The organism is Streptomyces sp. NPDC048411 (assembly GCF_040704695.1).
In the GTDB taxonomy this organism is placed as follows: Bacteria; Actinomycetota; Actinomycetes; order Streptomycetales; family Streptomycetaceae; genus Streptomyces.
On sequence record NZ_JBEZKL010000091.1, the window covers coordinates 1 to 22224 of the forward strand.

The window sequence follows — 22224 nt, forward strand, 5'->3', positions numbered from 1 at the left end:
CCCGGCAGTGCGGGGCGTGCGCCTTGACCTCCCGAGCCGTCCGCAGCGCCTCCTCGAACTTGGGGCGGACCCGCACCCGGGTGCTGATCTTCTCGCTGAAGATCTTGTCCCTCGGGATGCCGTGCTTGCTGAGCGCGTCCAGCTGGGAGTCCAGTTCCTGCCCGAGCGTCGAGCACCGTGCGTAGCCGATGCGGATGTCGGCGCTCGGCAGGTCCGGGTCGATCGGCGCCGGCGGCGCCGTGCCCGGTCGCCACGGGCGGCCCGGGCCGCGGTCGGCTGGGGTGGGCACCCGCAGCGCCTTCTTCAGCCGGGGCACCGCCGTGAAGCGGCGGGTGTGGTAGGCGGAGGCGACCGCGCCGCCGCGCGAGCGGCACGGCGAGCCGGGCTGCGCGCCACACTTCGGACAGGCGTGCGCTTCGACGTCGTCCGCGTCCGACCGGTCGGTCGGGGAGGGCTGCTGAGGGTCCGTCATGAGCCGGGATTTTCGCACAATGCAAGTCTCAGAAGGGGGTCTGTCCCGCTTTTGAGTGAGAACGGGTTCTGAGGACGAATCCGGGATCGGCTGGGGTCCGGCGGCCCATTCTTGATCTTGCTCGCGCAAAGGACCGTTTATGACATTGGGAGAGGCTGGGAGGCGGACGAGACCGCGATGTAGGCCAGTCCGTCGTACTCATCCGCCAAGGAGGAAGGGATGAGATTGAAGCGGTAGCTCCAGCGCGGCACCATGGCGCCGAAGCTTCGTGTGCCGTGCCGGTCTTTGAGCCACGCCTGTACGGCCCTCGGCACGTCGACTGCGCTGCGCAAGTCCACGAGGTGGTTGCCGGGGTTGGCTGCGGCCAGCTGGGCCTCAATGGTGCCGGGGCGGGCAGGGCCGATCCGGTTGGTGACGACAGCGCTTGAACGGGGACGAGACCATGGGCCGGGCCGCATCCGCCGGGCGCGAAAAGTGCCGCTGCCGAACAGCAAGCCGAGTGCGTAGTAGGCGTCGCCGTACCATGAGTGAAGGTGTTGTCCTAGCGTCGGCACTGCGCCACCGTGACGGCTCTTGGTGATGTGCCCGTTGTGCGCCCAGAGGGCGACCTTGGCAGAGGGATCTTCGAGGATTCTCCCCACAGCGTCTGCCATGGAGCGGTCGCGCGCGGCAAAGACGGTCTGCTCCGGGTCCGTATGTTGCCTGGCGCGCGTCACCAGGTCGGCGGCCCGCAGCAGGACCTCGGCATGCCGAAGCGCGTCGGCTGCGTCGGGGCCGTGTCCGCGGAGGTACTCCAGCACCTCCTCGGCATCGAGTACCAGGTGACGCTGAGGATCGGGTTGCGACCCTGGATAGGCCGTGGCGAGCACGCGGAGCGGGGACAGAAGTCCGGTTGCACGGTCGGGTGCTGTCCTGTGGAGGAAGGAATCGATCACGGCCAGAGAGCCGCTGCACTGCTGTGGGTCGATGCCGATGAAACGAACCTTCTGGTCCTCTTGCCGCCCTCGGTTGTAGTCGCGCATCCACTCGATCATGGCGAGCACCTCGTGAGTCCGCCATGTCCAGAACCCCAGCCCGTCAAGCACCTGCGCGGCATCACTGACGCCGTGGCGAACATAGGCGTCGACAGCTGGGCCAGCCGATGCACTGGCCTCCATGGCCAGAGCCGAAAATCCTAACTCTGTCACCAGGAACTCCAGCAGGCGATGCTTGAGCTGAAAGAACTCGCGCGTCCCGTGGGTGGCCTCCCCCAGCCCCACGATCCGCACACCGTCGAGGACTTTCTTCAGCGGTTGGAGATCAGCAGTTGACACGCCTGTAGTGAGGCAGTTCAACGGTAAAGCGGTCTGGGCCAGCCAGCACGTCACCTCATTGGACACGGCTTCCCCCTCTGTTGCCCTCACGTTCGCTGAAGCCAACCATGTCGACGTGTGCTCAGGAAGCTCGGCCGTGACGCGCACCTGGTCAGCGTTGAGGAACGGCAGTGGCCGTCGGGGAAGTGCGTGGGCCAGGCATGCTGGCCCACGCAGGCGCGAGGCCCAGGGCAAGGTGGCTGTGCATGTCCAGTTCGAACCGGCCGTAGGGGTTCACGTGGGTCCAGAACAGCGGGGACAGGGCCCGCCGGTCGGCGTCGGTGAGCCGCTTCTGCCACTTCTCCTCGCTCAGAATGTCCTGGAGGAGCAGGGTGTTGACGTGCACCAGCACGGACTGGAGGAGGTGCAGCGCCAGCATCGAGACCTCCTGGGACTCCTTGTCGGAGCCGGTCAGGTCGCCGTCCTTGCCGTAGAACAGGTCGTGGTTGGCGGAGTTCCAGTTCTCCACGACCTGGAGCCCGTCGTTGATCTCGCGCCGCAGCTCGGCGTCGGTGAGGTAGTCGCAGATGAACGCCGTACGGACCGCCCGCCCGAGCTCCTCGATCGCCCGGTACGTCGGATGCTTCGGCCCGCCGCGGGTGAAACGACGCAGGACCTGCTCGGCCTCCGCGGTGCCCAAGCGCAGGGCGGTGGTGTACTTCACGATTTGGTCGTACTGCTGGCGGATCAGGTCCCAGTCGATCGTCTTGGTCGACAGCACCTGCGCCAGGTTCGGCCACTTCTCGTCCTCCCCGGCCGCCGGCCGGTACAGCCGCGCCGAGCCGACGTTCTTCAGCCTCCGGAGCAGGTTGAAGCCGAGCATGTGGGCGAAGGCGAACCCGACGATGGAGGCGCCGTGCGTGTCGGTGTACTGGCGGTCGATCTCCACGTCCGTGCAGTGCCGCAGCACGCCCTCGATCATCGCGGCGACCTCGGACGCCGAGCAGGATTTGAGCTGGCTGTAGACGCACAGCGACTTCTTCTCGACGTGCCAGTAGATCATCACGCCGGGGCCGCGGTACCGCTGGTGCCACTCGGTCATGAAGTTGCTCGACCAGGAGCCGAACTTCTTGGAGTCGCTCGCGCAGGCGGTGTCCTCGCCCCACCACGCCGCATCGCGGGCGACGAAGGTGGCGTTGACCAGCCGCACCAGCGCGGCGCGCAGGTTGGCGCGGTTGACGAACAGGTGCCGTACCCGGCGCAGGACGGCCTCGCTCTCGCCATGCTTGCCGGTGACCGCGACCCGCTTGATGCCCATGTTCGTGCCCAGTGCGAACAGCACCAACAGCAGCCGGCGCCGCAGCACCGCCTTCGGGACCGCCTCCCTGGTGGCGACCGAGGCGAACTCGCCGGTGAAGCCGGTGGCGAACTCGGCCTCCTTGAGGATGTCGATCAGGTCGATGGTGCCCCAGCGGCGTTCGATCTCCGCCTTCAGGGCGACGAGGTTCTCCGGCTCCGCCTGCTTGCCCAGCGGCGAGACCTTGATCCACGGCTCGCCGTGCTTCTTGACGATGTCCACCCCACCCGTGGTGCCCAGTTCCAGCGCGGTGTCGAAGCGGGTCAGAGCCTCGCGCAGCCGCTTCTGAAGGGCCTCGATGAACTACTCCGGGTCCTGCGGCTGGCGGATCGCGTCGTAGTGCACATCGCGGTTGTCCTCGAAGTCCGGCGGCAGATCGTCCTCCGGGTTCCGCCACCGGTTCGCGCCCGGCACCCAGATCTCCCGCCGTCTCAGCGCGTCCCGCAGCGACACGAGGACGCACAGTTCGTACGGGATGCGCTCGACCCGGCCGCGCTCGTCCACTACCGCCTTGCGCCACTCCTCGCGGACCACCCCGCCCAGCGGGATCTTCTCCGCCTCGTCGAAGAACGCGCCCTCCTTGGCGATGGGCTGGTCCAGATACCGCTTGAGCAGGTCGATGGCGTCCATCACCGGCCGGTAGGCGGTGTTGTTGCACTTCAGCTCCAGCGCGTTCAGCAGCGGCGAGAGCATCCGCCGCCAGTGATTGGAGTACGACGAGCGCAGCACCGTACGCACCCGGGCCCGGTAACGGGCCTCGTTCGCTGCGGCCTCCGCCGCCAGCGCCTTGAGCGTGGACTCACCGGCCACGGGATAGATCACCTTGCGGACCGTGCCGCCCGGCTCCGCCACCGCCGCCTCCGCCAGCCGCAGCAAGATGCCCTCCTTGCCACGGACCCGCTTCATCTCCTTGTTGAACTCGCCCTCGACCTTCTTCTCCGCACGAGTGTTGATCTTCTGCACGAGCTGGATGAACAACTCCACCAGCGAGTCGGTGATCTCTGTCTCCCGGACATGGCACAGCGTCGACAGCAGCGTGTACCGCACCGGCCCGGCCGCCGCCCGCAGGTCCGAGGGGTACTCCTTCGCTGCCCGCGCCCGCCAGGCCGCCACCAGCTTCTCCGACACATCCGCGAACAGCTCCGGCGGAAGCTGGAGCCCCCGCACCCGCTGGAGCTTGTTCACCTCCGCCAGCAGGCTGTCCAGCCCCAGCGCGCCCGGGTCCGCCTTCAGCTCAGTGAAGAAGGTGCCCCCGCCGCCCGTGCTCTCCTCGTCCGCGCCTACGTCCTCGGCGATCAGGTCGTCCAGCCGAGACCGGGTCGCCGCCGACAGCCGACCCACGCTGGCCGCGCAGAACCGCTCCTCAAAGGTGCTGACCGCCTTACCCACCAGCCGGGCGATCTGTCCTGGGGCCGGCGGCTCCAGCCGGTCCTTGCGGCAGCGGGCCACCACCGCCTCCGCCAACCGGTCCCGGTTCAGTTCCACCCCGCACAGCTCGACCGCCAGCCACTCGGCGAGCTGGGCCTGGTCCTCCTCCGTGCACTCACGGAAGCCGAACGCGCCCCGGATCTCCATCCGGTGCCGCTTGATCGCCCGCCCCGACCAATCGTACGCAGGACACCGCCGGCACCGGGATCTCCCCGGCGTCCTCCGGGAGCCGGGCCTCCACCTCGAAGAACTTCAGCAACAGCGCGAACCCCAACCGGTTCGCCCCCGACTTGTTCCGCAGCCGCTCCTGGTCGTCCTCCAGCAGCGTCCAGACCTCGATCAGGTCCTCCGGCTCCCACTCCTGCCGCACCCCGCGCTCCCTCCGGTCGTCATAGCCGGACCAACCTCGCCGAGCGCGGCCCTCGATGAGCCCAGAAGATCAAAAGCCCTGACAAGCGCACCCCAGATCCGCTACAGAAAGCTACTTGTCACTTCGCCGCAGCTTCGGGAGTACAGGGCCGTGTCAACTGCTTTGCCTCGGTGACCCTTTATGGCGCCGGGAAGCCCAACTGCTGGGCGGTGGCGCCCAGTCCGGTGGCACCCCACCGCGCACGTCTCAGCGGTGCCGGGACCGTGCCTGCTGTGCGGCACGGTCTGCTTCCAGCCCGAGAATCGGCACACGTGTGGGAACGGCCCATGAGGCCGGAACACGTCCGGTCGCCACCACAGCACCGGTGCCGTCTTTCTGTCGTCCGCGAACCGCCCAGGGGTCAACCTGCCGGAGAGGGGCGGAATCGGCGTGCGCGGCGCAGGCCACCCTGCACGGTCGGCGCCTGAGGTGTCAGGAGGGAGGAAGCACCTGACGGCCGCGGTACATACCGCAGTGCATACAGGCAGCGTGTCCGGGGGTGGGCCGGCCGCACGCGGCGTTCGCGCACGTCGCCAGGGCGGGCCGGGTGGCCTTCCAGTGAGCCCGCCGGTGACGGGTACGCGCGCGGGACTTCTTGTGCATCATGAGCGTGTTCCAAATCTGTGTGTGCTCTCCCGTCGGCACGTGTGGGCATGCCGAGGTCGACGACGACGGGAGCCCTGCGGGCACGCGGGGAGCGCGGGAATTGCCAAATGACGGCGGGACGGCGAACGCCTCGATGCACTGCGATGGAACCCTTCACCGGTTCCACGGTGTCCACGGCACGATGTGCCAGGCCGACTCACCGTGCCGAGGGCACGTGTGAGCAGGCGACGGAGGCCGACCTCCGCTCAACCGGTCACTGGCAAGAGGGACCCGGGGCGGCACCGGTCGGCGGTTCGCCGTGGCTAGGCTCTGTCGACTTCAATCACGCCGGAAGGCTAGCAAGCGGGCGCACGGCGGGGCAACACGCACGGATCCGCCCCGCCGTCGACGAAGTCCAGCGCGCGCACTGTGCCGCCCCCGGCATCTGAGCCGTCCCTCCTCAAAGGGGACGCGACTCCGTGCCTGATGCCTGGTCACCCTTCTTGCCAGGCAAGCTGCATGGGGTGTTCTCATCAGGATTTCCCCTGATGGACGGTGCGAGCGCCTGCGTGCCCCGGTCCTGCCTCCAGAGGCCTACAGCCCCAGGTCCAGGGCCAGGCACGAGTGGTAGTTCCACGCACCTTCGGGGTTGTAGACGGCCTTCACCCTGCCGCTCGGCTCGGCTTCCACCTCTGTGGCCATGTCCTCGAAGCGGATGCGCTCGGGGAGCTTGCCGTACCGCGCGTGCCGTGCCGCCGCGGCGGCGTCCATCGTCAGGTCCTTGTTCATGACCAGCCTCCACTTCATCGTCGTGGATCGCGTCCCGGTTGCTACCCGGACGACAGTCAGCCTGCCCTTTCAGAAGTAACCTGTCAAGAGGGTGACGAAGCAAAGGGGTGATGAATCCGAGAGGCGCACACCAAAAGGCTTCGCCGTCGGACAGAGCCCGACCCTCACACACATGTTTCCCGTCGCGTCAGCAACCTTCTTGACGAATACCTCCAAGTGTGACCATATTTGCCACCACTCGAACCGGTGACAGCCGACATTGGGGCACCGGGCCCATCGCACACGAGGAGACAACAGCCATGGCAGTCAGCTACACCGGTGTCGTCACAGTGACCGGAGAGGGCCGCAACGGAGGCCGCATCGAGGCCAGCGACGGACAGCTCGAAACCGCACTCGCCATTCCGAAGAAACTCGGCGGAGCCGGCGGTGCCACCAACCCGGAACAGCTCTTCGCTGCCGGCTGGGGCGCCTGCTTCCTCGGCGCCGTCCGTCACGCCGCCTCCCAGCGCAAGATCACTCTCAAGAGCACCGCCATCACCGTCGAAGCGACCCTCGCCCACGGCGACGACGGCGAGTTCAACCTCAGCGCCGTCCTCAACCTCGAACTCGGCGGCGTCGACCAGCCCACCGCCACCGAACTCGCCGAAGCCGCCCACGAGATCTGCCCCTACTCCAAGGCCACCCGCGGCAACATCCCCGTCACCATCAACGCCACCACCACCGCCGCCTGAACCGACCGTGACAGTTTTCACGTGAACTTCGCACCGCTGCGCCCACGTGAAGAGAGTGACCACATGCGAACAGGTTCGGAGAGCGTCATGCTCACCGCGCACGGGAACCGCCGACGCCGGGGGTATGCGGGCACGGGACGGGCGACGAGGGGCACGGAAGCGATGGCAGAGCCGCGCAGGCGGACGACGACGGTCGCGCGCGAGGACTACCCGAGGACGGCACCCGGGCCCGGCAGCGACCCGGCCCGGGTGTTCGAGGCGTACGAGAACGAGGGCCACGCCGATCCCGGGGCGGCGTGGGCGTCCTTCACCACCGACTGGAACTGGGCCGCCACCCTGCCTCACGCGGTCGCGGAGTCCGGTCCCGACAGCCCTCCGGTCGCCCGGCCGGTCCCGGGCGGGTACTCCCTGTCCGGACGGTGGCACCTGCCGGGGGACACCGAGGTCGGGCGATGGCTGGCGCTGCCGCTCGCCGGTCCCGGGGGAGCGGCCCGCGAGGACGCCACCGTGATCCGTCCGGACCGGCCCGACGTCTTCGTGATTGCGTCGAAGGTGCTGCCGCGGCCGACGGACGCCGGCCTGCACGCCGTCCGCTTCCCGGCCGACTCGGACGCTCGGTTCCGGCTGGACGGCGTCCATGTACCGGCTGGCTTCGCCGCCCACTCGTCAGGCGCGGCGCTGCCGACGCAGGACATCGGCTTCCTGTGGACCGCGGTCGCCGGCATGGCGCTGGGCGCCGCGAGCCGGCTGGCGGACGAGCTGGCCGTGCTGGGCCCGAGGGTGGCCCCGCCGTTCTTCTCCCCCGCCGCCACGGCTGCCGAGCTGTCGGCGCTGCTGCGCCAGGAGCGGCTGGGTTTCACGGCGGAGCCGTACAACCGCCCCGGGCTGGGGCGGCTCATCTCCCTCGCCGCCCGTGAGTCCCTCGCGGACCGCGTCCGGCGTGCGGCCATGCTGGTGCACCACGTGGTGACAGCGGCGTACGAGAAGGCGATCCCCTTCCCCGCGAAAGACGGACAGCATCCTCTGGAGTCTCTCGTTGTGGACAGCGCCGCGGTCCTCCAGCACCTGCGTTTTACGGTGGACCTCCTGCTGATCGAAGACGTCGGCTCCGCTACAGGAACGTGACACGTGACGACCATCGCATACCAGGGTGAACCGGGCTCAAATTCGGCAGCCGCCACCCAGCATCTGTTTCCCGGTAGCGCGGAGTTGCCGTGCACAAGCTTCGAACAGGCGTTGGACGCGGTGACGCTCGGCGCCGCCGACCTGGCGGTGATCCCGGTGGACAACTCCGCCGCCGGACGGGTCGCGGACGTGCACCATCTGCTCCCGCAGTCGGGCCTGTTCATGATCGGGGAGTACTTCCTCGCCATCCGCTTCGACCTCATGGGCGTCCCCGGCGCGACACTCGACGACGTCAAGTGCGTCCGCAGCCATGTGCACGCGCTCGGGCAGTGCCGGAAGGTACTGCGTGAGGGCGACTGGCGCACCCTTGTCAGCGACGACACGGCGGGCGCTGCCCGCGAGGTGGCGGAGCTGGGCGACGTCCGGCACGCGGCACTCGCCCCACCCGCCGCGGCCCGGCACTACGGTCTGGATGTGCTGCGGGCGGGTGTCGAGGACGACCCGGACAACACCACGCGGTTCGTCGTTCTCTCCCGCGAGGCCGCCTTCGCGCCCGTCACGGACGAGCCGACGATGACGAGTCTGTTCTTCGCGGTACGCAACATCCCCAGCGCCCTCTACAAGGCGCTCGGCGGTTTCGCCAGCAGCGCGGTCAACCTCACCAAGATCGAGAGCTACCAGATGGGCGCCGGTCTCAACCCGAGCTGCTTCTACGTCGAGATCGAGGCCCACCCCGACCAGCCCCACGTCGCGCTCGCCCTGGAGGAACTGCGCTACTTCTCCAGCGAGGTGCGGATCCTCGGCGTGTACCCGGCCCACCCGCACCGCCTGCGGGAACGCATGGGCTGACTCCCACGACCCCGTGTCGACGGCCGCCCCGGAAAGGGCGGCCGTCGTCGCGTCTCGGCACCGGTCCCGTCACCGGCTTCCGGGCGTTCAGCTCTTCACGCTGTGCTGGCGTGCCCGGTAGGCGGCGGCCTTGACCCTGTTGCCGCAGGTCTTCATGGCGCACCATTCCCGTCGGTGGCCACGCGAGCGGTCGAGGTAGACCTGGGTGCACTCGGGGCGGGTGCACTCGCGCAGCAGCGCCCCCTCGTCGCCACCGAGGATCTCGACTGTCTCACGGGCGAGAGCCGCGAGTCCCTGCGAGACCGAGCCGGTGCGTGTCGTGCCGTCGGGACCGAGTCTCAGCGTCACGGGCAGGCCCGACGCCTGAAGGTTCACCTCGGCAACCGCCTCGGCGGGTAGTGGCCGGTCGTCCAAGCGGGCTGCGACCAGGTCGTAGATCGCTTCGCGCAGCTCGAGTGCGATGGTGAGATCGGCCTCGTTGGCGCCGGGCGCCAGATCGAGCATTCCGGACTCCACGAACCAGTCGTCGAGCAGCTCAGGGGTGGCGAGCTTCTCCATCGGCGCGGCGTTGCGTCGCGCGCGCAGCGTGCCGACGAAGTCGAGGGGGAGCGTCCCACAGGGAAAGGCATGATTCACGTAACCATACTGACTAGTGACTCGCGAAGATGCAACACCCCGGCGCGCGATCGACGCTCAGAATCACCTGCTCGATTGGTTACGGAGCCGTGCAAGGTCTGCTCCCGCGGCCGCACGGCCCTCGGCCGCGCGGCACGATCCGCAGGACGTCTCAGGTTGCGCGCCGGGCAGGAACGACGACGCTCTCCCCCAGCCGCCCCGGAGCAAGCCGGTAGTACTTGATGTGGCCCAGCTTCTCGGTGCTGATCATGTCGACCACAGGGTTTCAACGTGTACCGTCAGCACAGGCCTACGACTCGGCGCGCTCCTCGCGGTGCTTGATGAGGATGTCCAGCATCCGGTCGAACTCGCTGTCGCTCATCTTGTGGATGAGGTGCATCGCGATGAACATGCCGTCGTGGTAAGGAAGTTGCCGAGCCGGTGACACGCCTTCCTTGGCCAGGTCGGGCTCCGGTACAGACACGCTGTCGGACCGAGGCACAGCAACGGCCTCGGCCGACTCGCCGCTCCCCCTTCGCGCGGTAGCACCTGTAATTTGGGCGTCCTCAACCTGTGTCACAGGAGTGGAGAGAACCGGCGTGGGCCGACTCTCAGCATCATCGATGCGAGCGGACGGCACGATCGCCTGAGTGCCGGATACCTCGGGCACTGCGGATTCCACAGTCGACCGCGGCCCTGCAACGTCTTTCGGCTTCGCAACTCCCGCCGACACCACGGCAGATGCCTGCCGTTCCGCTTCCTTGCGGGCGCGTTCGGCTTTGAGCTGCTCAAGGGCTGTTCCCTGCCGGTCCTGGGGTTCCTTGGCCACGGCGCGCAGGAGCTCAACGGGCTCCTCGCCAACGACCGCCTGTAGTTCAGGAGTCAGGTTCAACAAGGCCAGGCGCTGCGATACCCAGCCCTGAGACTTCCTCAGCCGCTTGGCGAGTTTGACCTGTGACCCATGAAGGGCGAGCAACCGCTGCAAGGCACGAGCTTCATCCAGCGGGTCCAGGTCTTTACGGTGAATGTTGGCGACAAGCGCCGACTCGAGGATGGCTTCGCCGTCGCTGCCTTGGGCATCGTCGACCATGACGCCGAGGTCTGTGAGGCCGGCCTCTCGGGCAGCAGCCAGACGACTGCTGCCGTCGACGACGACGTGGGTCGTGTTGGGCTCCAGATCCCCTTCCCGTTCGGGATTGGCCTTGATGTAGGCATCACGGTTCATGACGGTGATGGCCTGCTTCTGACCGTGCTCCTGGAGGCTGCCCGCCAGTTCGGTGAGATCACCGAGTGCGGAACGGGGATTGTCGGGATTGGGACTGATACGAAAGACAGGAAGTCGAGTCGGAGGAGCAACGCCTTCCGTGGGCACGCCGGTAGCGGTGCCGATTGCGGCACGTCGGGCGCTGACGGGCCGGGCACTGCCTCCGAAGCGTCCAGATCCGAGCTGGTCGGCCTTGCTCACGAAATCTCCCGAGCCAGCGCACGCATGCCGACAGCCTGCTGCGAGGTGGGAGCGTAACTCAGCAGGGGCTGCTTCATGCGCACTGCTTCTTTCTGTTCCTTCAGGTCACTGATGAGACCGACCACGCGTGGATCCTTTATGTCGATCCATCCCTGCAAGGAAGATGTGGCGATGTATCCGCGTCGGCCGTCGTAGAGATTGACGACGATGCCCAGATAGTCGATGTCGAGTCCGAGGTCGTTGCGGAGGTCCTCGATCTGATTGGTCAGGAGGTCGTAGGCGTCCGCGGAACTGTCCTCGGCCTGGACGACGATGAGGGCACCGGATTGGCCAGGTCGCTCATCGCCGCGGCGGCGGCCGTAGTAGGCGGCGGCGTCCATGCTGAGGCCGAGGCTGGGTGGACAGTCGACCAGGATGACGTCGTAGTCAACCTCAAGTGGCATCAGCGCCCGCTCGAGGGCTGCTTCGCGAGCGCGTACAGCGGAGAGTCGTACGTCGAGGAGGAACGCGTCATGGCAGGCGGGCAGCAGGTGCAGTCGTCCACCGAAGTGCTCGTCCTCGATGGAGACGATCAGGTCCCTGAGCTCCCCCTTGGGATCGCCTGCCATGTGGTTGGTGAGGCTGTCGCCGTTCATGGGCAGTGGTGCGGCACCCAGTTGATTGGTGAGATGGCATTGCGGGTCGAAGTCGACCAGCAGGACGCGCAGCCCGAGCCCTGGAAGCTTCTCGATGTCGAGTGGGTCGTTGCCGGACTCTGCCGCACCGCCTCCCGTCTTGCTGGCGCGAAGGGCGGTCGCCAAGGCTTTGGCTACTCGGACGGGATACAGCCTGTTGGAGTCTTCCGACAGCGCCTCCCCCACACCGGCAGTGATGGCGGTCTTCCCGACGCCGCCCTTCTGGTTGCAGACCACGATCCGTCGAGTGACGTCGGGCCGCTGCACATCCGGCGCCGGATTGGTGTCGAGCCAGAGCTGGACGGACTGGGCAAGCCCCTGGATGAGGGAGACCTTGCGGTCCTCCGCGATGCTCCGGAACTCCTCCCACTGCCCAGGAGGAAGGAAGGTGGAGAAGGACTCGGCTCCGGCCGTGTCGACCGAGGTAGTCCCCGAGGCAAGGCCGCACCAGGCGGAGATCCCCTGCTCCACTGCGGCCTGGATCTCGATGCCGAGTTGGGCGGTTCTGACTTTGAGATTCTGCCGGAGCCATCCCGGCAGCTTGGAGACGACCTTTGCCCGGTCGCTCGAGGTGGCTGGCATATGCATGACGCTACCTTACTAACGCCCTAGATCATCTGCTGCATCGACACGTTAGTTAGCACGACTTGGTGATGCGCCGGCGCTCCTACCCAACGCCTGAAGGAACGCGACGATCTGGAGGACGTCCTCCCAGCCCGGCCTCGTCGAGCAGGGCGTCGATGTGCACGCACAGGATGTATGGCAGCCGCAAGCGTCGACCGTGCATCCACTCCGGCCGTCCACGACAGGTAACCGTCGGCCCTCACGGGTATAGTTCGTGACGTACCTCGTACTCAGGCACAAGGGCCCCGCCAGCTTCTGGCGGGGCCCTTGTTTCGCCTTATGCGACCTGGAGGTTCGGTCGGCCCTCGCTGGGTGGGGCTGAGACGTACGAAGGCAGCTTGAGGTTCGGGAGCTCGCCTGCCTTGATGGCCTGCAGGGTGTGCCTGAACGCCGCTTCCATGTCGTCGTGGCTCTTGTACTTCGCGGCGAGTGGATGGAGCCGGTAGCTGTTACCTCCTCGCCCGTCGCTGGAAGGGCGCAGGACGATGTGGAGATCACACAGTGGCGCCATCAGGAGGCTGACAGCCTGTGGTGTGATCTTGTACTCCTTTGCCATGTCCTTCTGACGTACGGGCAGGTGCCCTCCGAACTCGGAGCGAAATACCAGGTAACTGAGGAACTTCACTGCTGCTCCGGAAACCGGTACGGCCCAGATCCGGTCGGAGACGATCGGGGACAAGACCTCAGCCATCAGGCCACCTTCCTCGTTGTCGGCTGCCAGGGTACGTGCGCGGGGTCACCCGGTTCTCTTCTGTCTGGTGTAAGTGTCCTGCCCGAAGTCGAACTCTTCCTGATGCGGCTTATCGGGGCCGATGTCATGGGGGAAGGCAGTGGGGTCGTGGTCGTGCTCGGAGGCGATTTCCGCGAGCACCTCGTGCTGGGCGTTGCTGTTGCCCTGGAACCACAGGGTGACGTTGAGCCGGATCTTGCCGTTGCCGGCCTTCTCGACCCACTTGTAGCCGCACAGGGCCCCGATGGCGCGGTTCACGGTGGACCGGGTGATCTTCTTGCCGCCCTTCTTCTCGGCGAGCTTGTTCAGTCCATCGGTGATCTCCTGTTGCGTGTACTGGGCGATTCCGGTGCCCGGGACCTGCCCCCCGGCTACGAAGAGGAAGACGCACAGCTGCGACTTCGTGATGGAGTTGGCCACCGCCAGCTGAGCCAGGAGCTGGGTGAACCAGTTGCTCGCCAGGCTGTACCCGGCGTTGCCCGCCATGGTGTGTACGGCGCGCGCGTCGTTCTCGAACTCGAACGTCACACCCTTCAGCTTGCGGCGGCTGCGGGGGTCGGCAGTCTGGGCTGCTTCACCCAACTGCCTCCCCAGGACGCTGAGGATGTCGTCGTAGGCGGCGTCGTCAGGCGCGTGGGATGGAACGACTCGTGGCCCGCCCGGACGACGCCGGGCCGGCTGCTCAGATGGCACAAGACCTCCTTGGTACTCAGGCGTGGCAGACACTATCCGCAAAATCAACGGGGACTTGTCTTTTGGAGCACCGGCGCGCCTTCGGACGTCGCAGGTACGGCTCCTGCGATCAGGCTGCACAGAAAGTCAAGTCAGGCTTGATTTAACTGATGCACGGGATCGGATAGTCAAGCGTCACTTGATTTCATGTGTCGCATAGGGCGCACACTCTTCGAACCCGGCACAGCAGCGCCGCCACGTCGTCCCCCAACCCTCCACCTCTCTGACCAGGGGGGATGCCACCTCCGCCGCGAAGCCCAACAGATCAAGCACTGCTTGATTTTTCGGAACGAATGTGACGGCCAGGTTGACATCTCCGCATACGAAATGTGTTCTGACGGGCACCATGGATCCGGTAAACATGCAGGTCAGGGTGGGTTTTCGCGTTCGGGCCTCTTATACAAGAACCACCGGGCCGCGCTCGGTCTCCACCTGACAAGAGACTGGCCGGACGCTCCCTTTGTGCCGCAGCCAAGTCGAACCGCGTCTGAAACCTGTGCCACCGAAAGGGAGTTGTGTCAACGCGTCATTGTTACGACGGCGATCAGTGGTCACCTGCACCACGGCAATGCTCAGCCGAGGCACTTGGTCTTTCCTCACCGTCGGCCGGTCGGCAGCGCAGGGACAGGCTCAGCCGCCCCTGCGGGGCACCGCAAGCCCGCCAGGGCTGAGGAGCTGCCGCACCTGGCGGACTACTGACCTCCGCAGCTATGTACCACAGTGATGCCGCATCACTGGGTCAGGACGCATGCCGGGCGAACTTCTCCGCTGGAGAAGGAGGCCGTTCATCGTGCCGCGTCCGTTCCTTCTTGAAAGGGGCTTTCAGACGTTGTCGCCAACAGGTCGCAGCCAGCCACCGGTGAGTTCGGGCGCCCCGAGGATCGGACGACACCTCAGGCGCAAGTGTCTGAGGGCGGGGCCCGGTTATCGGGTCTCCCGGCCCTCGCCTGGAGGGGTCTGCAACATCTTGGCGTGCTGGGCGAGCCACAGCTCGTTCAGGCGCTGTCCCCACGCGCGGGACAACGTGTCGACCGCCTTGGGAGCGCCGGCACGGACCGCGTGCTCGGCCACCACCTGCGTGCCGCCCTCGACCTCGGTGAGCAGCCACGCCTGGTACAGCTGTACACCGGCACCGATTCCCAGCCAGCCGAGCCGGCGGGGCGGTACATGCTCCCCCACGAAGACCTCGAACCGGTATCCGGCCCAGTGCACGTCAAAGGTCTGGGTGAAGGTGTCGGTGCTCACTTCCTCGCACTCCGGAACCCAACTCGTCCAGCTCGCCACGTCGGTGAGCAGGTGGAAGATCCGTTCCGGCGGACCGGGCACGACGGCCTGCGCCCGGTGGAAGCTGTGGGCGTTCTCGGGTGAGAAACCGGATGGCCAGTGGATCTCCGGATGGCTGTCCGAGGGGTCGTGCATTCGACTTCTCTTTCGCGCTGCTGTTCGACTTCAGGTACGGCTGCCGACGGCGTCGGTGGCACGACAGCCAAGGGGCGTTCCTCCGCTCAGTGTGCTGGTGGACACACCATCTTGCATACGTCATATGACTGTGCGGCCGTCGGGTCCTCTCAGCCGGTGTCCCCTCAGCCGACGCCCTCCAGGTCGAGAGCGGCCAGGGCGTCGCGCAGCGCGGCTCGTGAGTTGATGCCGAGCTTGGGGTAGATCTGGTACAGGTGAGTGCCGATGGTCCGGTGCGACAGGAACAGCCGCTCGGCGATCTGCTTGTTGGTCAGGCCGGTGGCCGCCAGCGTCGCGATCTCCCGCTCCTGGGCGGTCAGCGGGCCCTTTCCCGGCTGTGCGAGGGCCGCCGCCCCGTGGCCGCTCGCGCGGAGTTCGGCCGTGGCACGTGTCACCCACGGTGTGGCCCCGAGCTCCTCGAACGCCGTCAATGCCTGGACCAGCTGCTCGCGGGCTTCCCTGGTCACGCGCCGGCGCCGCAGGCGTTCTCCGTAGAAGAGGCGTACCCGTGCCACGTCGAAGGGCCAGTCCCCGGGCTCGGCCAGGGACAGTGCCTGGTCGAAGAGGGCGAAGGCGTCATCGCTGGGTGTGGTCAGGGCCTGGCAGGCCAGCACAAGCATGTGGAGGCGCAGCGAGAGCTCGGCCATCACGGATTCCCGCATGGCCGCCGCGTGTGCGGCGGCTTCGGCGGCCCGCCCGGTTCTGACGGCGGCCTCCACCAGGTCCAGCGCGCCGGCCATGGCCTGCGGAAGGTACGGCGCGAGGGTTCCGGGCGGGCTCAGTGCGGCGGCATGCCGGTAGGCGGCCTCGAAGTCGCCGCTGCCGAGCGCGGCCAGCCCGCCGGCATGCCAGGCCAGGACCCGGGCCCCGTGGGCGCCGCGGGGGACGGCCCAGCTGACGATCTCCTCGGACAGGGCAGTGCTCGTCTCCGTGTCGCCCCGGGCCGCGGCCACGAGCGCCTGCACGAACTGGAGCTTGCAGGCAAAGAAGGGGTAGTCGTACTCCTCGCACAGGACGAGCCCCTCTCCGGCCAGTTCCACGGCTTCGTCCCAGCGGCCCGCGTAGTAGTAATCCAGGCTCAGGTGCACCAGCGCGGCCAGATGTCTGCTCACGGGCGCGGTACCCGCGCGGCCCTGGTCGACCAGGTGGAGGGACGCCTTCCGCGAGGCCGTCAGCCGTTCCGTGTACACCGAGCAGGTGCTGATGCGGATGACGCGGGTCGGGTCCTGGCCGATGTCGGCCAGCAGTGCGTCGAGGACGCCCAGCGCCCGGTGCCCGGTGCGGGCCGGGTCGGCGAAGGTCTGCGCGCACGCCCACAGCAGGTCGGGTGCTTGCGGGGTCAGCCGCTCCAGCGCTCGGAACAGCGGCGGCCACTTCTGTGGATCACCACTGAACCAGCACAGTGAGATCAGGGTGAACAGGGCTTCGATGAGGGCGTCGTCGGATGCGTCGTAGCGGTGCCCTCCGGCCTCGATCGCGCCGACCAGCAGTCGGTGCGCGGTGTTGATGTCACCGTCCTTGTTGATCAGGAGGAGGGCGGATGCCGCTGCCGCGTGCAGCGACTCCTGGGCGGTGGGGTCGGCCCGTCTGGCCCCGGCCAGCAGGCGCGAGGCATCCGCCAGTTCGCCGCTGACGTCGGTGCCGATGTAGGCGGCCTCCGCCAGGCGGCGGCTTTCGTCGGCCGGCACCGGGCTGAGCCCCGCGGCGCGGGTGAGCGCCGCCACCGCGCCCAGGGCATCCCCGCGCCTCAGGCGCAGCCGGGCGGCCTGTTCCAGGAGGTCGGCTACCGTCTCGTCCGGGCCCAGCGCCGCCTCTCCGAGGTGCCACGCGCGGCGCTCGGGCTGGTCGGTGAGCGCGGCGGCGAGCGCCTGGTGCGCCCTGCGGCGGTCGGCTGCCGTCGCCGTCACCACCACTGCGGAACCGATCAGCGGATGCCGGAAGGACAGCCGCCGGGACGGGCCCGAGATCGCGACCAGCCGGTCGCGCTCCGCGGACTCGAGCATGTCGATGACAGGACGGCCGGCCACGGCCGCCTCGAGCACGGTGAGGTCGCCGGTGCCCTCCAACGCCGCGATCAGCAGCAGCTCCCGGCTCGGGGCCGGCAGATCGGCCACCCGGGAGACGAACAGTTGCTGAAGGCGCTCGCTGAGGGGCAGTACCGAGGGCACCGCCACCTGTGCCGTGCGCTGTTCGCTGTCCAGGGCGGCGGGCAGCTCCGCGAGCGCGAGCGGGTTTCCGTGTGCCTCCGCCGCGATACGACGTCGCACGGCGCGGGACATCCCGGGGTGGGTGTGGGCGAGCAGTTCGGACGACGACCTGTCGTCCAGCGGTTGCAGCCGGTGTTCGGTGAGGCCGCTCGCCTCGAAGAAGCCGTCGGAGGTGACGCGGGAGGCCGCGAGGAAGCTGATGCGGCTGCCGATGAGCCGCCGGGCCACGAAGCCCAGTACCGACGTGGTGGCGCGGTCCAGCCACGGCAGGTCGTCGATGACGACCAGCAGCGGAGTGTCGGCGGCGATCTGACGCAGCAGCAGCAGGGCCGCGGTGGACGTCAGAAGGCGGTTGGGAGGGGGACCGCTGCCGATGCCCACCGCGACGCGCAGGGCGTCGCGGTGGCTGGGGTCCAGCCGGTCGAAGGAGTCGAACAGTGGTACGAGCAGTTGGTTGAGTCCGGCGTAGCTGATGTCCGCCTCGAACTGCACCCCGCTCGCCCGCAGCACGCGCGTGCCCTCGCGCCGTGCTTCCGCCGCCACCGCGTCGAGCAGCGCGGTCTTGCCTATGCCGGCCTCGCCGGACAGCAACAGGGCCGCTCCGTGAATGGCGGAACCGTTGAAGTGGGACCGTATGAACTCCAGGTCCTTGTCCCGCCCGATCAGTCGCGCTGAGGCAGGACGGGCCGGGCGGTCCAGGTCGTTCATCGGGCTGCTGTCTCCAAGGGCTGAGATGAAACCGAGCTGCGGTGCTGTACATCGAATCGAGTCATGTCAACACTTGGCTCTGTAGCGTACGGAATCATCCGTCTCAGCGTACGGTCCACCCCCTGCGGACCGAGCCGGTGCCCGTGGCTCTGCAGTCCCAGGTCGAGGGCCGGGCGCGCGGAGCGGTTCCACGAGCCTTCGGGGTTGTACGAGGCGTTCACCTCACCGTCCGGCGCGGCCTCCACCTCTTCGGACATGGCCTCGAGCCGGATGCGCTCGGGAAGCGTGCCGTGCTTCGCGTGCCGTATCGCCGCCACGGCATCCGTGGTGAGTTCCTTGTTCATGGCCGTTCTCCACTTCGCCGATCGTGGATCGCGTCCCGCTTGTCGCTCGGACGACTATCAGCCTGCATCCTGATGCGTCACCTGTCAAAATGGTGACGCGGTGGTCGGCTATGAGCCCGCCCGGAACCCGGCACAGGCCTCCACGTCATACCGTGGAGGCCTGTGCCCGGTTCCGGTGGTCCGGGCGGGGGTTGCGAGATGCTGCTGGTTTGCCGCCCTGAAGTGCGTTGTAGTGAGCGGGAGTGAGTCCAGTGGACGGGTTGGCGCGGGCGGGTGTCCTGTCGCAGCGCAATCGGCGGGAGCCACGATGCTGACCTGCGTTGTTGCCATGCCGTTTGAGAATCTCGGGCTCGCCGTTCTCAACCCACATGGCAGTCGCGGAGGAGGCTCCATCCTTACCGACCCTGGTAGAGGAGGACGTCGCCAAGCCGGACGCTGAGCTGGGCGCCCAGTTCGTGGAACCCCAGAGCTACAGCCACACGCTGTGATGGATAGGGCCGTGCTCTCCACTGCGGCAGCAACCCAGCATCGAGGGCATGGGCCACTGCTGCGGACGCCACGGCCCGGGCCAGGCGCTGGCCCCGATATTGCGGGGCAACCAGCACACTCAGGTGGGCAACCGACTGCGGCCAGGACCGGTACCCGGCTGCCGCTACCACCTCATCACCCCGGCGAAGACAGAACGCGGGAGAGGCGGCCGCGGTGCCGTACGTGGCCCAGCAGGTGAGGGTACCGGCCGAGGAGTGGGGTGCCTATGACTGGTCCGGGCGGGCGATCAAGCGGCACCGGATGGAGGTCCGGGCGGCATTCGGTTTCCGCGAGTGCACGCAGGAAGACCAGGTCCAGCTCGCGCAGTGGTTGGCTGCGGAGTTGTGCCCGGTGGAGCTGAACCGGGACCGGTTGGCTGAGGCGGTAGTCGCGCGTTGTCGCAAAGATCGTCTGGAGCCGCCGGCCACCGCGACGCACAGATCCGCCACGCCCTGACACGCCTGATCCACTGGGCGGGGCAGGCCGGTGTCGCCGCGATCGGCATCGAAGACCTCGACTTCACCACCGAGAAGACCCGGGAGAAGCACGGCCGCCAGAAGCGGTTCCGGCAGCTGATCTCGGGCATCCCGACCGGCAGGCTCAAGGCCCGGTTGGTGTCGATGGCCGCCGAACACGGCCTGAGCATCGTCGCGGTCGACCCCGCCTACACCAGCATGTGGGGTGCCCAGCACTGGCAGAAACCGCTGGTCACCCCACGCCGAAAGAAGTCCCGTCACGATGCCGCGGGCATCGCGATCGGACGACGCGCCCTCGGACACCCGGTCCGGCGTCGGACGGCACCGCCCCCACACGACCGGAGTGATCGTGCGGGGCATCGGACCGCCCAGGCCGGACCGGACGCCCGGGGGCGTGAGGGAGCCCGCCCGCCCGCCCGCGACGGACCACGCCCCTGGAGGCGTGCCGCCGAGTGGGAAGCGAAAGCGGGAACCCAGTGCATCCAACACCGTTCGGGATGCGCCCAGTACGCAACAGTGGGTCCAGGACTCACTCACGCACACTGGTGAGGAACGGTCACCCCATGGCGTCGACTTCGAGGATCGCGTCGGTGAACGCCCCGGGCTGCTCCTGGGGGAGGTTGTGGCCGGCGCCCGGGACGACGTGGTGCGTCCAGGGGCCCGCGAAGTGGACGGCGTAGCCGCTTCCGTCGGTCCACGGGATGACGCCGTCGGCCTGTCCGTCCAGCGTGACGGCGGGGACGGCGATCCTGGGCTGGTCCAGCAGCCGCTTCTCCAGGTCCGCGTAACGGAGAGCGCCCGGGGCGGCGGCCAGGCGGTGACGGTAGCTGTGGATCACCACGTCGACGTAGTCCGAGTTGGTCCACAACTCCGCCGCCTGCGCGAACTCGGCCTCGGTGAACCGCCATTCGGGCGAGTTACGGCGCCAGACAACACGCGCCAGGTCCTCCCGGTTCCGGCGCAGCCCCTTCTGCCCGCGGTCGGTGAGGAAGTAGAAGAAGTACCAGTAGCCCGACTCGATCGCGGGGGCCAGCGGCTCCTGCGCGACGGCGAGGTTCTGGATGAGATAGCCGTTCACGGAGACCAGGCCGGTGCAGCGCTCGGGCCACAGCGCCGCGGCGACGTCACCGGCCCGCCCGCCCCAGTCGTATCCGGCGAACAGTGCCCGGGGAACGTGGAGCGTGTCCATGAAGGCGATCAGGTCCGCGCCGAGCGCCGCCTGCTGACCGGAGCGGAAGGCGTCCGCGTGGAGGAACCGGGTCTCTCCGTGGCCCCGCAGGTAGGGGATGTAGCAGCGGTACCCGCGCCGGGCGAGCGCGGGCGCCACTTCGGCGTAGGAGCCGACAGGACTGAACGGCCAGCCGTGCAGCAGGATCACAGGTGTGCCGTCGGCCGGTCCCACGTCGTGATAGGCGATGTCCAGCACGTCGGTACGGGTGTGGCGCACCGGCCCCAGGCCGTGCGCGCCCCGCCCGGTCGGGACCGTGGCGGCCGCCACCCGCGTGAGCGCCGACGCCTGGCCGGCCCCGGAAAGACCGGCCGCTCCCGTCGCCGCAGCCGCCGTCACGGCCTGGGTCAGTCTCCGCCTGCTGATCATGCCACGTCCTCGCGTTCGTTCCGGAGTGTGCGCATCACATGTGCACACAACCACAATGAGTCACCGCTCTAGCAGGTTATGAGGATTGACGTGCCAGGCGTTCCTGTCAAGGAGGCAGCGGACGGCTGTCGGGGAAACCTCGGAGATTCGCACGTGTGCCCGAGCCGTTCGTCGCGGAGTCGCGCCGCGGATGAACCCGATGCCGTCCCGGACACGTAGCCAGCGCTGGCAGCTGCCCGCCTCCGTGCTGGCGGGCCACATCACCGGCATCGGCGGCAAGTGCGCCGACCTCAACGGGTCCGGTTCCATCAACGCCGCGGCCACCGCGCTGCGGCTGAACACCTGCGGGACGGGCGTCTCGCAGGACTGGTCGATCGCGGCCGACGGCAGCGTGCAGATCCCTCGGCAGCTGCGTCGGCGTCGCGAACAACGCCACCGCCGGCGGCACCGCGGTGACGCTCCAGGTGTGCAACGGGAGCAACCGGAGCAACGGGCAGGCCGACACACATGTATGTGGCCAGATTCGCACTACCCGACACATGCTTGAATGTGCAAGAGTCTGCTGCCGGCCGCATCGACCGAAACCAGTCGTGACGACGCCTCCCCGACGTCGTCACACACAGGAAGGGGTGGATTGCATGTTCACACCCAAGGCGAGACCCCGTAGCGCTGCCGCTGCCGCGACCATGGCTGCGGCCCTGATCGGCCTCGGCGCCGGGGCGGCGAACGCCGCCGGCTGGCCCCCGTTGCAGGAGGGCGCGTACCTCTACTCGGGCACCACCGGAACCGGGACGGTGACAACGGTCGATCTCGACGACTTCGGCACGTGTCACACTCTGTCGAAGGCGGCCCTCTCGGTCCAGATCGCCTCCGGCTCCGCGTCCCTGGAGCTCTACTCCGGGGCCGGCTGCACCGGCACTCCCCCGTGGCGTAGCGGCTCGCTGACTCAGACCGACCTTCCCGGGGCGACGCTGAGCTACCGGGTGGTCACACCCTGACGCCCCGCGTGTCACTGTCCCGGTTCCGGAT

At 68.0% G+C, this 22224-nt stretch carries 21 protein-coding genes and 2 pseudogenes; 7 read left to right on the forward strand and 16 right to left on the reverse strand.

Annotated elements, in window-relative coordinates:
* The 6 genes and pseudogenes from AB0915_RS26760 to AB0915_RS26785 form a co-directional block, all read right to left on the reverse strand.
* Positions 1–472 (reverse strand): recombinase family protein (locus AB0915_RS26760; protein WP_366693495.1); only part of this gene is annotated, 472 nt, incomplete at its 3' end.
* Between the two features lie 137 nt (positions 473–609).
* Positions 610–1851: an erythromycin esterase family protein gene (locus AB0915_RS26765; protein ID WP_366693496.1), complete on the reverse strand. Its 1242-nt coding sequence runs from the start codon at positions 1849–1851 to the stop codon at positions 610–612.
* A gap of 85 nt (positions 1852–1936) precedes the next feature.
* Complete coding sequence (locus AB0915_RS26770; protein ID WP_366693497.1) at positions 1937–3343, reverse strand: transposase; 1407 nt, start codon at positions 3341–3343, stop codon at positions 1937–1939.
* An 81-nt stretch (positions 3344–3424) separates the two neighbouring features.
* Positions 3425–4919 (reverse strand): annotated as a pseudogene (locus AB0915_RS26775) (DUF4158 domain-containing protein).
* Positions 4920–5390: 471 nt separating this feature from the next.
* The gene (rpmF, locus tag AB0915_RS26780; RefSeq protein WP_366693498.1) at positions 5391–5564 is read right to left on the reverse strand and encodes a 50S ribosomal protein L32; all 174 of its coding nucleotides are present in this window, start codon (positions 5562–5564) and stop codon (positions 5391–5393) included.
* A 573-nt stretch (positions 5565–6137) separates the two neighbouring features.
* On the reverse strand, positions 6138–6332 hold the full coding sequence (locus AB0915_RS26785) for a hypothetical protein (protein ID WP_366693499.1): 195 nt from the start codon (positions 6330–6332) through the stop codon (positions 6138–6140).
* A gap of 299 nt (positions 6333–6631) precedes the next feature.
* On the opposite strand from AB0915_RS26785, the gene AB0915_RS26790 reads away from it, so the two are divergent.
* From AB0915_RS26790 to AB0915_RS26800, 3 genes are all read left to right on the forward strand, one after another.
* A complete protein-coding gene (locus tag AB0915_RS26790; RefSeq protein WP_366693500.1) occupies positions 6632–7063 on the forward strand; it encodes an organic hydroperoxide resistance protein in 432 nt (143 codons plus the stop codon).
* Positions 7064–7225: 162 nt separating this feature from the next.
* Entirely contained in the window at positions 7226–8188 is a 963-nt protein-coding gene (locus AB0915_RS26795) for a hypothetical protein (protein ID WP_366693501.1), read from the forward strand.
* A gap of 3 nt (positions 8189–8191) precedes the next feature.
* Complete coding sequence (locus tag AB0915_RS26800; RefSeq protein ID WP_366693502.1) at positions 8192–9037, forward strand: prephenate dehydratase; 846 nt, start codon at positions 8192–8194, stop codon at positions 9035–9037.
* An 87-nt stretch (positions 9038–9124) separates the two neighbouring features.
* Here AB0915_RS26800 and AB0915_RS26805 read toward each other — a convergent pair whose 3' ends face one another.
* The 9 genes and pseudogenes from AB0915_RS26805 to AB0915_RS26845 all read right to left on the reverse strand — a co-directional run.
* Positions 9125–9673, reverse strand: a complete 549-nt coding sequence (locus AB0915_RS26805; protein ID WP_366693503.1) for an ABATE domain-containing protein — start codon at positions 9671–9673, stop codon at positions 9125–9127.
* 289 nt (positions 9674–9962) lie between these two features.
* Entirely contained in the window at positions 9963–11117 is a 1155-nt protein-coding gene (locus AB0915_RS26810; protein WP_366693504.1) for a ParB/RepB/Spo0J family partition protein, read from the reverse strand.
* Positions 11114–12379, reverse strand: coding sequence for a ParA family protein (locus tag AB0915_RS26815; RefSeq protein WP_366693505.1), 1266 nt, complete (start codon positions 12377–12379; stop codon positions 11114–11116). Before AB0915_RS26815 ends, AB0915_RS26810 begins: the two co-directional genes overlap by 4 nt.
* Before the next feature lie 313 nt (positions 12380–12692).
* Positions 12693–13106, reverse strand: a complete 414-nt coding sequence (locus tag AB0915_RS26820) for a hypothetical protein (protein ID WP_189282234.1) — start codon at positions 13104–13106, stop codon at positions 12693–12695.
* A gap of 45 nt (positions 13107–13151) precedes the next feature.
* Complete coding sequence (locus AB0915_RS26825) at positions 13152–13727, reverse strand: hypothetical protein (protein WP_366693506.1); 576 nt, start codon at positions 13725–13727, stop codon at positions 13152–13154.
* Between the two features lie 1074 nt (positions 13728–14801).
* Positions 14802–15296 carry an SRPBCC family protein gene (locus AB0915_RS26830; protein WP_366693507.1) on the reverse strand — a complete coding sequence of 165 codons (495 nt, stop codon included), beginning with the start codon at positions 15294–15296 and terminating at the stop codon, positions 14802–14804.
* Positions 15297–15460: 164 nt separating this feature from the next.
* Positions 15461–18250, reverse strand: coding sequence for an AAA family ATPase (locus AB0915_RS26835; RefSeq protein ID WP_366693508.1), 2790 nt, complete (start codon positions 18248–18250; stop codon positions 15461–15463).
* Positions 18247–18594 (reverse strand): hypothetical protein, encoded by a 348-nt coding sequence (locus AB0915_RS26840; protein WP_366693509.1) that lies wholly within the window; start codon positions 18592–18594, stop codon positions 18247–18249. Before AB0915_RS26840 ends, AB0915_RS26835 begins: the two co-directional genes overlap by 4 nt.
* Before the next feature lie 395 nt (positions 18595–18989).
* Positions 18990–19286, reverse strand: a pseudogene (locus AB0915_RS26845) (GNAT family N-acetyltransferase); the annotation flags it as partial.
* Between the two features lie 31 nt (positions 19287–19317).
* Between AB0915_RS26845 and AB0915_RS26850 the strand changes: the two are divergent.
* Complete coding sequence (locus tag AB0915_RS26850) at positions 19318–19578, forward strand: DUF4158 domain-containing protein (RefSeq protein ID WP_366693517.1); 261 nt, start codon at positions 19318–19320, stop codon at positions 19576–19578.
* The gene (locus AB0915_RS26855; protein WP_366693510.1) at positions 19518–20147 is read left to right on the forward strand and encodes a hypothetical protein; all 630 of its coding nucleotides are present in this window, start codon (positions 19518–19520) and stop codon (positions 20145–20147) included. Before AB0915_RS26850 ends, AB0915_RS26855 begins: the two co-directional genes overlap by 61 nt.
* A gap of 7 nt (positions 20148–20154) precedes the next feature.
* Here AB0915_RS26855 and AB0915_RS26860 read toward each other — a convergent pair whose 3' ends face one another.
* Positions 20155–21195, reverse strand: coding sequence for an alpha/beta hydrolase (locus AB0915_RS26860; RefSeq protein WP_366693511.1), 1041 nt, complete (start codon positions 21193–21195; stop codon positions 20155–20157).
* Positions 21196–21394: 199 nt separating this feature from the next.
* On the opposite strand from AB0915_RS26860, the gene AB0915_RS26865 reads away from it, so the two are divergent.
* On the forward strand, positions 21395–21742 hold the full coding sequence (locus AB0915_RS26865; protein WP_366693512.1) for a hypothetical protein: 348 nt from the start codon (positions 21395–21397) through the stop codon (positions 21740–21742).
* Between the two features lie 91 nt (positions 21743–21833).
* On the forward strand, positions 21834–22193 hold the full coding sequence (locus AB0915_RS26870; RefSeq protein ID WP_366693513.1) for a hypothetical protein: 360 nt from the start codon (positions 21834–21836) through the stop codon (positions 22191–22193).
* Positions 22194–22224 lie beyond the last annotated feature (31 nt).

Bases quoted from the DNA above. Each gene is read 5' to 3' on its own strand.
- AB0915_RS26795 (WP_366693501.1), top strand. From the start codon at position 7,226: ATGGCAGAGCCGCGCAGGCGGACGACGACGGTCGCGCGCGAGGACTAC.
- AB0915_RS26860 (WP_366693511.1), bottom strand. From the start codon at position 21,195: ATGATCAGCAGGCGGAGACTGACCCAGGCCGTGACGGCGGCTGCGGCG.
- rpmF (WP_366693498.1), bottom strand. From the start codon at position 5,564: ATGATGCACAAGAAGTCCCGCGCGCGTACCCGTCACCGGCGGGCTCAC.
- AB0915_RS26815 (WP_366693505.1), bottom strand. From the start codon at position 12,379: ATGCATATGCCAGCCACCTCGAGCGACCGGGCAAAGGTCGTCTCCAAG.
- AB0915_RS26840 (WP_366693509.1), bottom strand. From the start codon at position 18,594: ATGAACAAGGAACTCACCACGGATGCCGTGGCGGCGATACGGCACGCG.
- AB0915_RS26820 (WP_189282234.1), bottom strand. From the start codon at position 13,106: ATGGCTGAGGTCTTGTCCCCGATCGTCTCCGACCGGATCTGGGCCGTA.
- AB0915_RS26790 (WP_366693500.1), top strand. From the start codon at position 6,632: ATGGCAGTCAGCTACACCGGTGTCGTCACAGTGACCGGAGAGGGCCGC.
- AB0915_RS26835 (WP_366693508.1), bottom strand. From the start codon at position 18,250: ATGAACGACCTGGACCGCCCGGCCCGTCCTGCCTCAGCGCGACTGATC.
- AB0915_RS26785 (WP_366693499.1), bottom strand. From the start codon at position 6,332: ATGAACAAGGACCTGACGATGGACGCCGCCGCGGCGGCACGGCACGCG.
- AB0915_RS26865 (WP_366693512.1), top strand. From the start codon at position 21,395: ATGCCGTCCCGGACACGTAGCCAGCGCTGGCAGCTGCCCGCCTCCGTG.
- AB0915_RS26830 (WP_366693507.1), bottom strand. From the start codon at position 15,296: ATGCACGACCCCTCGGACAGCCATCCGGAGATCCACTGGCCATCCGGT.
- AB0915_RS26870 (WP_366693513.1), top strand. From the start codon at position 21,834: ATGTTCACACCCAAGGCGAGACCCCGTAGCGCTGCCGCTGCCGCGACC.